This window comes from Bradyrhizobium sp. USDA 336 (assembly GCF_044908355.1).
Taxonomy (GTDB): Bacteria; Pseudomonadota; Alphaproteobacteria; order Rhizobiales; family Xanthobacteraceae; genus Bradyrhizobium; species Bradyrhizobium yuanmingense.
The window spans coordinates 1,573,668-1,586,617 of record NZ_JBIYDC010000002.1 but is presented as its reverse complement, the minus strand read 5'-3'; the positions used below and the strand labels follow the sequence as shown (position 1 = coordinate 1,586,617).

General features: G+C 67.0%; 8 protein-coding genes. 4 read left to right on the top strand and 4 right to left on the bottom strand.

Annotation, left to right across the window (positions count from 1 at the left end; all coding sequences use genetic code 11):
• Positions 1-134 precede the first annotated feature (134 nt).
• The 3 genes from ABIA45_RS08395 to ABIA45_RS08385 all read left to right on the top strand — a co-directional run bounded on the left by ABIA45_RS08395 (position 135) and on the right by ABIA45_RS08385 (position 4,797).
• A complete protein-coding gene (locus ABIA45_RS08395; protein WP_404655632.1) occupies positions 135-1,979 on the top strand; it encodes an extracellular solute-binding protein in 1,845 nt (614 codons plus the stop codon).
• Between the two features lie 4 nt (positions 1,980-1,983).
• Complete coding sequence (locus ABIA45_RS08390) at positions 1,984-3,486, top strand: AMP-binding protein (RefSeq protein ID WP_404651676.1); 1,503 nt, start codon at positions 1,984-1,986, stop codon at positions 3,484-3,486.
• Between the two features lie 87 nt (positions 3,487-3,573).
• Complete coding sequence (locus ABIA45_RS08385; RefSeq protein WP_271537969.1) at positions 3,574-4,797, top strand: GGDEF domain-containing protein; 1,224 nt, start codon at positions 3,574-3,576, stop codon at positions 4,795-4,797.
• A 129-nt stretch (positions 4,798-4,926) separates the two neighbouring features.
• Here the strand turns inward: ABIA45_RS08385 and mfd are convergent, their stop codons facing one another.
• Positions 4,927-8,445 (bottom strand): transcription-repair coupling factor, encoded by a 3,519-nt coding sequence (mfd, locus tag ABIA45_RS08380; protein ID WP_404651674.1) that lies wholly within the window; start codon positions 8,443-8,445, stop codon positions 4,927-4,929.
• Complete coding sequence (locus ABIA45_RS08375) at positions 8,442-8,732, bottom strand: succinate dehydrogenase assembly factor 2 (RefSeq protein ID WP_271537967.1); 291 nt, start codon at positions 8,730-8,732, stop codon at positions 8,442-8,444. Before ABIA45_RS08375 ends, mfd begins: the two co-directional genes overlap by 4 nt.
• A gap of 191 nt (positions 8,733-8,923) precedes the next feature.
• Between ABIA45_RS08375 and recG the strand changes: the two genes are divergently transcribed.
• Entirely contained in the window at positions 8,924-11,032 is a 2,109-nt protein-coding gene (gene recG / locus ABIA45_RS08370) for an ATP-dependent DNA helicase RecG (RefSeq protein WP_404655630.1), read from the top strand.
• 160 nt (positions 11,033-11,192) lie between these two features.
• Here recG and ABIA45_RS08365 read toward each other — a convergent pair whose 3' ends face one another.
• Positions 11,193-12,050 carry an NAD(P)-dependent oxidoreductase gene (locus ABIA45_RS08365; RefSeq protein WP_271537966.1) on the bottom strand — a complete coding sequence of 286 codons (858 nt, stop codon included), beginning with the start codon at positions 12,048-12,050 and terminating at the stop codon, positions 11,193-11,195.
• Between the two features lie 103 nt (positions 12,051-12,153).
• The gene (locus ABIA45_RS08360; RefSeq protein WP_157286027.1) at positions 12,154-12,924 is read right to left on the bottom strand and encodes a DUF502 domain-containing protein; all 771 of its coding nucleotides are present in this window, start codon (positions 12,922-12,924) and stop codon (positions 12,154-12,156) included.
• Between the last annotated feature and the right edge of the window lie 26 nt (positions 12,925-12,950).

The following is a 12,950-nucleotide window of genomic DNA, read 5'->3' as shown; positions in this document are numbered from 1 at the left end:
CGATTGGGTGCCTTCTTAACGTGGCCGACGAAAAGATCAATGCCGACAAGCGTCTTTGGCCGGTCTGGTGCGAAAGCCCCATCAAATTCCCTGTGATAAGATTCGCCCGACGGTCCTCGAATCACCTTGTGCCGATGTTCATGTTCCAGCGCCTCTTCGAGGGCCCCGGCCTCCGCCTCTATACGCTTGCCCTTGCGCTTGCCGGGATGCTGTCGGCGGGCACCGCCGCGGCCGAGGAGGCCCATGCAATCGCCATGCACGGCAAGCCGGCGATGCCCGCCGACTTCAGCCACATGCCCTACGCCGACCCCGATGCCGCCAAGGGCGGTCGCCTGACCTGGGGCATTCTCGGCACCTTCGACAGCCTCAATCCCTTCATCGTGAGGGGATTGGCGGTGCAGCCGGTCCGCAACTACGTGGTCGAGAGCCTACTGGCGCGCGGACAGGACGAGCCATTCACGCTGTACGGCCTGCTCGCCAGGACCGTCGAAACCAATGACGAGCGAAGCTTCGTCACCTTCCGTCTTGATCCCCGCGCTCGCTTCTCCGACGGCAAGCAGGTCACGGCCGAGGACGTGCTGTTCTCCTGGCAGCTGCTGCGCGACCACGGCCGCCCCAATCACCGGCAGTACTACGGCAAGGTCGCCAAGGCCGAAGCGCCCGATCCCCTCACCGTCCGATTCGACCTGACAGGCGCCAACGACCGCGAGCTGCCGCTGATTCTCGGCCTGATGCCGATCCTGCCGAAGCACGCCATCGACGTCGCGACCTTCGAGGAGACGACGCTGACCGCGCCGATTGGCTCAGGCCCCTATCGCGTCACGGCGGTGAAGCCCGGCGCCAGCGTGACACTCACGCGCAATCCCGATTATTGGGGCCGCGACCTCGCCATCAATCGCGGGCTCTACAATTTCGACGAGATCCGGCTCGACTATTTTCGCGAGGCCAACGGGCAGTTCGAGGCGTTCAAGCGCGGCCTCTACGATTTCCGCGTCGAGCACGAGCCGCTGCGCTGGCACGACGGCTATGACTTTCCGGCAGCCAAAAGCGGCGAGGTGATCCGCGACACCGTCAAGCCCGGCCTGCCGCAGCCGTCCGAATTCCTGGTGTTCAACACCCGCCGTCCTGTCTTCGCCGACATCCGCGTGCGGCAGGCTCTGACGCTGCTTTTCGACTTCGAGCTGGTCAACCGCAGCTATTTCTTCGCCCTCTATTCGCGCGTGGCCGGCTATTTCGCCGGCTCGGAGCTGTCGGCCTATGGCAGGCCTGCGGATGCGCGCGAGCGTGAGCTGCTCAAGCCGTTCGCCGCAAAGATTCCGCCCGACATCCTGGACGGCAGCTACCGCCTGCCGGTCACTGACGGATCAGGCCGCGACCGCACCACGCTGCGCGCCGCGCTGAAGCTGCTGTCGGAGGCCGGCTACGATCTCGACGGCACCGTGCTGCGCAATCGCGCGACCAAGAGCCCCTTCACCTTCGAGATCATGGTCACGACGCGCGACCAGGAGCGCATCGCGCTCGCCTTCCAGCGCGACCTCAGACGCGCCGGCATTGAGGCCAGCGTGCGCTCGGTCGATCCCGTGCAATTCGACCAGCGCCGGCTCGCCTACGAGTTCGACATGATCCAGAACCGCTGGGACCAATCGCTGTCGCCCGGCAACGAGCAATATTTCTATTGGGGCAGCGCGGCCGCGGACAATCCGGGCACCCGCAACTACATGGGCGCCAGGGATCCCGCCGTCGATGCCATGATCGCCGCCCTGCTCGAGGCCCGTGAACATACGGATTTCGTTTCGGCGGTGCGCGCGCTCGACCGCGCCCTGATCGCGGGCTTCTACACAATCCCGCTGTTTAACGTGTCGGAGCAATGGATCGCGCGCTGGAATCGGATAGAACGGCCCAAGACCACCTCGCTCTCGGGCTATTTGCCGGAGACCTGGTGGTCGAAGGGGCAGCCGCAAGCTCATCAAGCGAAGTGACGCCGTGAACCAGCCAGCAATATCGCCGACGCTCGACACATTGTTTCAGCGCACGCTGATGCGGCAGCCACACGCGACCGCCCTGCTCGATCCGCTCAACAAGGCGCGCATCACCGGGCACCAGCCGCGGCGGATGAGCTATACCGAGGCCGATACCGCCATCGAGGCGCTGTCGGCGCATTTCGTCGAATCGGGCCTGCCGGCCAATTCCGTGATCGCGATCCAGTTGCCGAACACTGTCGAGTTCGTGCTGACCGTGCTCGCCGCCCATCGCGCCGGCCTCGTCGTCGCCGTGCTGCCGCTGCTCTGGCGCCATGCGGAACTGACCGCCGCGCTCAACCGCACCGCCGCGCGCGCCATCGTTACCATGAGCACGGTCGACGGCGTCAGCTATGCCGATCTGGCCATGCACGCCGCGGCCGAGGCGTTCTCGATCCGGCACGTCTACGGCTTCGGAAGCGACCTGCCCGAAGGCATGGCTTCGCTCGACGACGTCCTGGCACGCCCGCCCGGCACCACGCGCGCCGTGATCCAGGACGGCCGCAAGGCGGCCATGATCTCTTTCGACGTCACGGCGGAGGGCTTTCGCCCGGTGCCGCGGCCGCATTTCAGCCTGATCGCGGGCGGCCTTGCGATGTCGCTCGAAGCGGACATCAAGCAGGGCGCGACGGTGATGGCGGCGTTCACGCCGATGTCGTTCGCAGGGCTCGCCTCCTCGCTCGCGGTGTGGCTGCTCTCGGGCGGCACGATGGCGCTGCATCATCCGTTCGAGAACGATGTGCTGGAGCAGCAGATCAACGAGCACGAATGCGAGGTGCTGATCGCGCCGGCGCAGCTCGCGCTGCGGCTCGGCGATGCCGACCTCGCGGCGCGGATGCCCACTTTGCGCAACGTCATCGGCCTGTGGCGCGCGCCCGAGCAGGTCGCGGCGAGCGATGCCTGGATCGCGCCGCATGCGCCGCTGACCGACGTCTATCTGTTCGGCGAGGCCGGATTGTTCGGCGCCCGCCGCGGCGAGGACGGCATGCCGGTGCCTGTCATGCCCGGGCCGCACGGCGCTCCGCGCGAGCAGTCCGGCTCCTCCATCGCCGGCGAGATCCTGCTGACGCCGAAGGGCACGCTTGGCCTGCGCGGTGCGATGGTGCCGATCGCGGCCTATGCCCCGCCGCAGCCGGTCGGCGAGATGCTGACGGCGCAGCCGCCGCGTGACTATGTCGACACCGGCTATGCCGCGCGGCTCGATCGCCCGAGCGGCGCGATCTGCATCACCGCGCCGCCCTCCGGCATCATGGCGGTCGGCGGCTATCGCTTCCTCTCCAACGATTTGCAGGAATGGGCGCGCCGGCTCGGCCAGGGCGCCCTGCTCACGGCGCTGCCCGACCGCCTCTCCGGTCACCGGCTCGCCGGGCGAGCCCAGGACAATGCCCGCGCCCGCGAGGCGCTCAGCGAGCTCGGGCTTAACCCCCTGATGGTCGAGGCTTTTCGCGACCGCTCCGGGCCGGTCTAGGCGCGGTTTCAGCGCCTGCGTTGACGCAGCATTAAGGCGGCCAAACTAGATTGCGGCGGCAAATTGTTGCGCGATCAGAGTTTTTACATGTCCCAGGCGGGCCCGATCCTGTTTGTGTCCGATGCCGAACGCCCCGCCTTCGTGGCGGCGCTGGACGAGGCCCGGCTCTTTCCCGTCGTCGACACCGACTGGACCAGCGCGCCGCGCGCGGTCGAAGAGGTGCAGCCGGCCGCGGTTCTCGCTGCGGTCCATGCCGGGCACGAGCCGCATGTGACGCGGCTCGCAAAGACGATCGCCGCTCAATCGCTTTACCTGCCCTTCGTGGCCCTGGATGCGGCGGGCACGCTGCCGCACAACGCCCTGCCCTTCTCCTCGCGCGGCGGCAGTCCCGACCGGCTGATCGCGCGGCTCCGGGCGGCGCTGCGCGTGCGGACATTGCACGCAACGGTTCTGCGCCGGCTGCCCGAAGTGAAAATCGCGCTGCCGCAGGGCGATCCCGCACGCGATGCCACCGTGCTCCTGATCGGCCGCGGCGCGGCTTACCCTGCGCTCTCCGTCGCGTTCGGCGAACGCGTCGGCGTGGTCGGTGCGCTCTCGATCGAGGCTGCCGCAAAACACCTCAATACCCGCGACCTCGACGGCGTCGTGCTCGCCGAAGGTTTTACCGCGCGCGTGACCGATGCGTTTCTGACCGTGCTCGCCGAGGACACCCGCTTCCGCAGCCTGCCCGTGGTCGTCACCGCCCACCACCTCACCCAGAGCTACGACCTGCCCAATCTCGAGCTGATCACCGGCGAGCCGCCGAGGATCGCGGCCAACGCGCTGCCCTTGATCCGCCAGCACGCCATGGAAGCGCAGCTGAGCCGCACGCTACGCTCGATCGATGCCGGCGGCTGGCTCGATCCACGCAGCGGCCTGCTCACGGTGGAAGCCTTCGCCCGCGATTTCGCCAAGGCTGTCGAGCAGACGCTGGCCCGCGGCGGCGGCCTCTCGGTCGCGCGCTTCGCCTTCGATCCCAACAATCCCCGCGCCCAGCTCGACGCCGCCCGCATCCTCAGCCGCCTGATGCGGCAGATGGATTTTGGCGCCGCGCAGAAGGACGGCTCGGTCATCGTCGTGTTCGCCGAGACCGACTTCCGCACCGCGCATATGATCGCGCGCCGCCTGTCGGCGGTGATGCGGCACACCTCCAACGGCAAGCACGAGATGCGCAGCGATCCCGTCGTCAGCGTGGACTCGCTGTCGCCGTCGGACACGGCAAGGTCCTTGCTGGCGCGGCTGTCGGCGGACGCATCGAGGGCGGCGTCGTAGTTTTTCGCGAGCTGCAGCAACGAGCACCGTCATTGCGAGCGCAGCGAAGGAATCCAGATTCTCTGCGCGGAGAGACTCTGGATTGCTTCGTCGCAAGGGCTCCTCGCAATGACGTGGTGAGAGCCGGGCCTACGCCGCCTTCTTGCTCTCTGCGAGCTGCGCCAGCTGCCGCATGATCTCCGTCGTGCCCGCGAGCCGCTCTTCCGGCGTCTCCCAATCCTGCAGGAACACCACCTTCATATCGGGGCGCACCTTGGCAGCCTGGCCGTAGCTGCGGATGAAGGTCACGAGGCGTTCCGGATAGGCGAAGGAATTGTCGCGGAAGACGATGACGGCGCCCTTTGGACCCGCGTCGATCTTCTCGACATTGGCCCTGCGGCAGAACGCCTTGATCGCGGCGACCTTGAACAGATAGCGCACCTCGTCCGGCAGCACGCCGAAGCGGTCGCGCATCTCGGCGCCGAAATTCTCGATCTCCTCCTCGGTGTCGAGATCGGCCAGGCGCCGGTACAGCGACAGCCGCACCGAGAGGTCGCTGACATAGTCCTCCGGAATCAGCACGGGCATGCCGATGGTGATCTGCGGCGACCAGCGATCGGCGGCGGGCTCTGAGACGCCGGCCTTGAGGTTGACGATCGCCTCCTCCAGCATCGACTGATAGAGCTCGAAGCCGACCTCCTTGATGTGGCCGGACTGCTCCTCGCCGAGCAAATTGCCGGCGCCGCGGATGTCGAGGTCGTGGGACGCCAGCTGGAAGCCGGCGCCCAGCGTCTCCAGCGACTGCAGCACGGTGAGCCGGCGCTCGGCCTGCGCCGTGATCTTCTGCTGCGCCGGCAGCGTGAACAGCGCATAGGCCCGCAGCTTGGAGCGGCCGACGCGGCCGCGCAGCTGGTAGAGCTGGGCAAGGCCGAACATGTCGGCGCGGTGGACGATCAGCGTGTTGGCGTTGGGGATGTCGAGGCCGGACTCGACGATCGTGGTCGACAACAGAACGTCGAACTTGCCGTCGTAGAACGCGGTCATGATGTCCTCGATCACGGCCGGCGGCATCTGGCCATGCGCGACCGCGACCTTCATCTCGGGCACGTTCTTGTCGAGGAAGTCCTTGACCTCGGCGAGGTCGTCGATGCGCGGCACGACGTAGAACGCCTGGCCGCCGCGATAGCGCTCGCGCAAGAGCGCCTCGCGGATCATCAGGGGATCGTGCGGGGCGACGAAGGTGCGCACCGCGAGGCGATCGACCGGTGGTGAAGCGATGATCGAGAGCTCGCGGACGCCGGTCAGTGCCAATTGGAGCGTGCGCGGGATCGGGGTTGCCGACAGCGTCAGCACGTGCACCTCGGCGCGCAGCGCCTTCAGCCGCTCCTTGTGGCTGACGCCGAAATGCTGCTCCTCGTCGACGATAAGCAGGCCAAGGTCGCGGAACTTGATGGTCTTGCCGAGCAGCGCATGGGTGCCGACGACGATGTCGACCGAGCCGTCGGCGATACCCTTCTTGACCTCGTTGAGCTGCTTGGTCGGGATCAGGCGCGAGGCCTGTGCGACATTGACAGGAAAGCCTTTGAAGCGCTCGCTGAAGGTCCGGTAGTGCTGGCGCGCCAGCAGCGTGGTCGGCACCACGACCGCGACCTGCTTGCCGTCGAGCGCGACGGCAAAGGCGGCGCGGAGCGCCACCTCGGTCTTGCCGAAGCCGACGTCGCCGCAGATCAGGCGATCCATCGGGCGGCCCTTTTCGAGATCCTTCAGAGTGGACTCGATCGCGCCCAGCTGGTCCTCGGTCTCGTCATAGGGGAAACGTGCGCAGAACTCGTCATAGACGCCCTGCTGCACCGGCAGCTTCGGGGCCTCGTGCAGCATGCGCTCGGCCGCGATCTTGATCAGCTCGCCCGCGATCTCGCGGATGCGGTTCTTCAGTTTTGCTTTTCGGGTCTGCCAGCCCGAGCCACCGAGGCGGTCGAGCTCGACCGTGGTTTGATCAGAGCCGTAACGCGACAGCAGCTCGATGTTCTCGACCGGCAGGAACAGCTTGGTCTCGGCGGCATAATGCAGCTCGAGACAGTCATGCGGCGCGCCGGCGACGTCCAGCGTCTGCAGGCCGATGAATCGGCCGATGCCGTGATCGACGTGGACGACGATGTCGCCGGCGGTGAGGCTCGTCACCTCCGAGATGAAATTGTCGAGCTTGCGACTGGCCTTGCGCGGCCGCACCAGGCGGTCGCCGAGGATATCCTGCTCGCTGATGACGGCGATCTCGTCGGTCTCGAACCCGCTCTCGAGGCCGAGCACCGCGAGCATGGTCTCGTTGCGCGGCGTCGCCTGCACCGTCCGCCAGGAATTGACGCTGGTGGTGTGGGCGAGCTTGTGGTCTCGCAGCATCGAGGTCATGCGGTCGCGCGAGCCCTCCGTCCACAGCGCGATCACGACCTTCTTGCGCTGCGCCTGCAAGGCCATCACATGCGCGACGACGGATTCGAATACGTTGACCTTGCTGTCGTTGCGCTCCGGCGCGAAATCGCGGCCCTTGCGCGCACCTGCATCGACGACGCCGGTGCCGTCGGTCGGCACCGAGAACGGCGTCAGCCGCGCCAGCGGGATATCGCCGAGGCGCTTGGCCCATTCCTCCTCGGTCAGATACAGCCGGTCGGGCGGCAGCGGCTTGTAGATCGCGCCGCCGCCGGGATGCTCCATCGCCTCGCGCCTGGCCTCGTAATAGTCGAGGATCTGCTTGAATCGCTCGCGCACGGCGTCCTCGGCCTGCGGCTCGATCGCGATCGCAGCGCCTTGCAGATAATCGAACAGCGTGTCCATCCGGTCCTGGAACAGCGGCAGCCAGTGCTCCATGCCGGGATGGCGGCGGCCCTCGCTGACCGCTTCGTACAGCGCATCGTCGCGCTCGGGCGCGCCGAACTCGGCGACATAGCCCATGCGGAATCTGCGGATGGTGTCGGTGACGAGCTGGAACTCGGAGACCGGCACGAGGTCGAGCGAACGCATGTCGAGCAGCGTGCGCTGGGTCTCGGCGTCGAAGGAGCGGATTGATTCCAGGCTGTCGCCGAAGAAGTCGAAGCGCACCGGCTGCTCGAGGCCGGCCGGAAACAAATCCAAAATGCCGCCGCGCACCGCGTATTCGCCGGGCTCGCGCACGGTGGAGGAGCGGTTGTAGCCGTTGTGCTCGAGCCAGGCGACAACGGTGTCCATCGGCACGACGTTGCCCGGCGCGACCGACAGCGCCTGCGCCGCGACCAGCTCGCGCGCAGGCACGCGCTGCACCACCGCGTTCACCGTCGTCAGCACGATCAGCGGCTTGTCGCTGCCGGTGAGCGAGGCCAGCCGCGCCAGCGTGGTCAGGCGCTGGGCGAGAACGCCGCCATGCGGCGAGACGCGGTCATAGGGTTGGCAATCCCAGGCCGGAAAGGCCAGCACCGGCAGATCGGGCGCGAAGAACCGCAATCCGCGCTCGAGCGACTGCATGCGCCCGCCGTCGCGGCAGACGACCGCAAGGCTGACCGCCGGCTTCTTCGGCCGCCCCGCGATGGCACGGGCGAGATCGGAGACGATAAGGCCTTCGGCACCTTCCGCGACATTGGCGAGCGTCAGCGCGCGGCCGGGCGCGAGCAGCTCGGCCGGAGATTTCATTCCCTGCTTCATGCGTTGCCGTCCGCGATCGGAAACGCCTTGATGCGGGCAAACAGCGCGCCGGCGACGTCGGCCGGCAGCACCTTGTCGCCCGTGATGGCGGCATAGAGATCGGGATCGTTGACCTCGAGCAAGGTTTCGAGCTGGCTCAGCTCGTCATCGGACAGATTGCCGATCTCGGCATCCGCGAAGCGGCCGAGGATCAGGTCCATCTCGCGCGTGCCGCGGTGCCAGCAGCGGAACAGAAGCCGCTTGCGGCGCTCATCCAGCCCGCTGCTCGATCGTGTCGTTCCCGTCATGTCTCAGATCCAGTCAAACGCAGAAAGCCCGGACGTGCCGGGCGGGGGTGATATAGCCACTCGAAGAGGCCATGTCAGCCCTTTGTTGTTGCAATTGTTTATGCTCGTCATTGCCGGGCTTGACCCGGCAATCCATCCTCTTGAATAGATGGATGCGCGGGTCGAGCCCGCGCATGACGATTGCTGCACAAATGCGCCCCAGCCTGCTCAATCCGCTGTTTGCTCCCGTGACCAGCCTGTCCGGCGTCGGTCCGAAGCAGGACAAGCTGCTGCAGTACCTGCTCAGCCGGAGCGAGACGCCGCGGCTGGTCGATCTGCTGCTTCATCTGCCGAGCCAGGTGATCGACCGCCGGGCCCGACCGAAGATCCGCGACGCGGCCGTTGGAACCATGGTGACGCTGGAGGTCACCGTCGATCGCCACCGGCCGCCGCCGCCGCGCAATTCGCGCGCGCCGTACCTGGTCTACGCCAGCGACGACACCGGCGACGTGGTGCTGACCTTCTTCCGCGCCAAGCCGGGCTATGTCGAGAAGCTGCTGCCGGTCGGTGAGAAGCGCTACGTCTCCGGCACGCTGCAGATGTATGACGGCATCCCGCAGATCGTGCATCCCGATCGCGTGCTCGACGAGGAGGCGATCGCAAAGCTCTCCGGGATCGACCCCGTCTACCCGCTGACGGAAGGCCTCGCGCTCGGCTCGCTCCGCCGCGCGATCGCGCAGGCGCTGCAAAAGCTTCCCGCACTGCCGGAATGGATCAGCCCGGAGGTGCTGCGCCGCTGCGACTTCCCGCCGATTACGGAAGCGCTCAACCGCGTGCATCAGCCGGTCGAGCTGACCGACATCCTGCCCGACCGTCCCTTCTGGTCGCGCCTCGCCTTCGACGAGCTGTTGGCCGGCCAGCTCGCGCTTGCCCTGATCCGCGCGCAGCTGCGCCGCCCCGCCGGCGTGCGCAATGCCGGCGACGGACATCTGCGCAACAAGATCATCGACGCCCTGCCTTACGCGCTGACGCCGTCGCAGCGCAACGCTGCGGCGGCGATTGCCGAAGACCTCAAGCAGCCGCTGCGCATGCTGCGCCTGCTGCAGGGTGACGTCGGCTCAGGCAAGACCGTGGTGGCGCTGCTCGCGGCCGCCGCGGTTGCAGAGGTCGGCAAGCAGGCGGCGCTGATGGCCCCGACCGAGATCCTGGCGCGCCAGCACATCAAGACCATCGCGCCGCTCGCCGAGCGCGCGGGATTGCGGGTCGCGATCCTCACCGGCCGCGAGAAGGGCAAGGAGCGGCGCGAGATCATCACTGAGCTCGCCGAGGGCGGGATCGACCTGCTCGTCGGCACCCATGCGCTGATCCAGGACGATGTCGTGTTCAGGGATCTCGCGCTCGCCATCGTCGACGAGCAGCACCGTTTCGGCGTGCGCGAGCGCCTCGCGCTGACGTCCAAGGGCGAGGCTGTCGACGTGCTGGTGCTGAGCGCGACCCCGATCCCCCGCACGCTGGTGCTGACCTATTTCGGCGACATGGACATCTCCGAGCTGCGCGAAAAGCCGGCCGGCCGCCAGCCGATCGATACCCGCGCCGTGCCGATGAGCCGCATCGGCGAGGTCATGGAAGGCGTCGGCCGTGCGGTCGAAGCCGGCAAGCTGGTCTACTGGATCTGCCCCCTGGTCGAGGAGTCCGAGGCTGAGGGCACCGAGCATCTCACCAACGCCACCAAGCGTTTCGAGACCCTGCAAAAGCGCTTCGGCGATCGCGTCGGACTCGTCCACGGCCAGATGAAGGGCACCGAGAAGGACCGCGTTATGGCCCAGTTCGCCGCGCACGACATCGGCCTGCTGGTCGCGACCACCGTGGTCGAGGTCGGCGTCGACGTTCCGGCCGCCACCATCATGGTGATCGAGAACGCCGAGCGTTTCGGTCTTGCCCAGCTCCACCAGCTCCGCGGCCGCATCGGGCGCGGCTCCGAAGCATCGACCTGCATCCTGCTCTATGGCGAGCCGCTCGGCGAGATGTCGAAGGCGCGGCTGAAAGTGATCCGCGAGACCACCGACGGCTTCCGCATCGCCGAGGAAGATTTGAAGCTGCGCGGCGAAGGCGACGTGCTGGGCGTGCGCCAGAGCGGCCTGCCCGGCTACCGCATCGCGCGCCCGGAGGTGCATGGCCAGTTGATCGCCCAGGCAAGAGACGAGGCGCTGCGAATCCTTAAAGAGGATCCGAAGCTCAAAGGCGAGCGCGGTGAGGCGCTGCGGTGCCTGCTGTATCTCTATGAACGAGACGAAGCGATTCCGCTGATCGGAGCGGGTTAACTTTGAGGCAGTGCCGCAAGGTTCGTGACAGACGCAAAGGCACCGGATCCTCCACGTCATTGCGAGCGCAGCGAAGCAATCCAGACTGCCTCCGCTGAAAGATTCTGGATTGCTTCGCTGCGCTCGCAATGACGTGTTGAGGGAGCGAGAATGCGCGCGATCAGGCCTTCTTCCGCGCGATGCTCGCCGCGAATGCCTTCATCAGCTCCGCATCCACAGCCTCCCCCTTCGCATCCTCCGCCAGATGCTCGAACCACCTCGCAAAGCCCTCGTAGATCTGGCTGGCCGGATGATCGGGCCCGAGGAATCCTGAAATCTCCCGCATCTCGGCGACCCAGCGATAGGCCTTCGGAATCATGTCGGGCAGCGCTATCTCGAGCCGCGCCAGGATGGCGGGTTGGCTCAGCGCGAGCTCGTCGCGGAGCGCATCCACTGCGCCCGCCCTCGTGGCTGCGATCACCATCGCCGAGCCGATGCCGGCGAGGCCCTTGACGATGCCGGCATAGGACATTTTCAACGCGGACGCCGCGCCGACCGGGCCTTGGACGATCCGCACGTCGAGGCCGAGATCCCCAAGCACGGCAACGTCCTTGGCGTGCTCGCCCGACATGTAGAAGGCCGGGCTCTTGCCACCTGGCTGCGGCGGAAAGCCGATGATGCCGGCATCGACGAACGGCGCCTGCACCGAGCCGATGATCTCCTCGATTCTTTGCACGGTATCGACATTGACGGCATTGCAATCGACCACGACCGGCTTGTTCTCGCGCCTGACGATCAGCGCGGCCAGCCGTTCGGCCAGCGCGACGGCCTCGCCCGGCGGCACGATCGAGAGGATGATGTCGGCGTCCGCGATCGCGTCGTCCTCGGCGCCGACCATGCCGGCGTCCGCCGCACGTTTGCGCGTCGCCTCGCTCCGCCCCTGCAGCGACGTCAGCACGCGCGCACCGTTCTCGCTGAGGCGGCGGGCCACGGCGCTGCCCATCGCACCGGGCGCGAGGATCGCAATGGTTTTGGACATCGTGCACTCCAGGTCGAATTCCGAGCGGCAGGTTCGGTCGACCTGAGCCTAGCAGAGGACGAATGCGCCCGCGTGAACGCGACCATCCCGCAACGGAATGGCCCTACTCCGCCTTCGCAGGCTCGGGCCGGAGCGTGGAGGCATTGGCGATCCGCGCAGCATTCGCCATGCCCGCAAGCGCGGCCGCCTTCTTCGGATCGGGCGACGAGCCCGGCTGCACCACGCCGGCCGACATGATCAGCGTCGCGGCGTCCTCGGCGGTGAGATCGACCTCGATGATCTTGCTCTTGGGGACATAGAAGAAAAAGCCGGTTGTCGGATTCGGCGAGCACGGCAGGAACACCGACACGTGCTCCTCCTGCCCCGGCAGGCTGCGCGAGATGTCCTCGTTCGGCGATTGCGAGATCAGCACGATCGACCACATGCCCGGCGAAGGAAACTCGACCAGGCCAACTCTCCGGAAGCTCGAGCCCTTGCCCGAGAACAGCGTCTCGAACACCTGCTTCAGGCCGCGATAGATCGCGCGCACCGCCGGGATCCGGCCGAGAAAGGTCTCGCCGACATCGACCAGCGTGCGGCCGATCAGATTGGCCGCGAGGAAGCCGACCAGCGTCAGCGTGAAGAATGCGACAATCAGTCCCCAGCCGGGAATGACGTAGGGAAGATAGGTTTCCGGCCGGTAGGCCAGCGGCACAAACGGCCGCACCACGCCGTCGACCCAGGTGACGAACCACCAGACCAGATAGAGGGTGATAGCGATCGGCCCCGTCACCACGAGGCCAGTCAGGAAATAATTGCGGAAACGGCCCATCAGGCCGGTATGCGGTTCCGGAACGGGATCAAGAGGCGCAGGCGCGTCGTCGCGGGGGGTCATTCGGGTTCCAGGTCGGTCGCTACCAC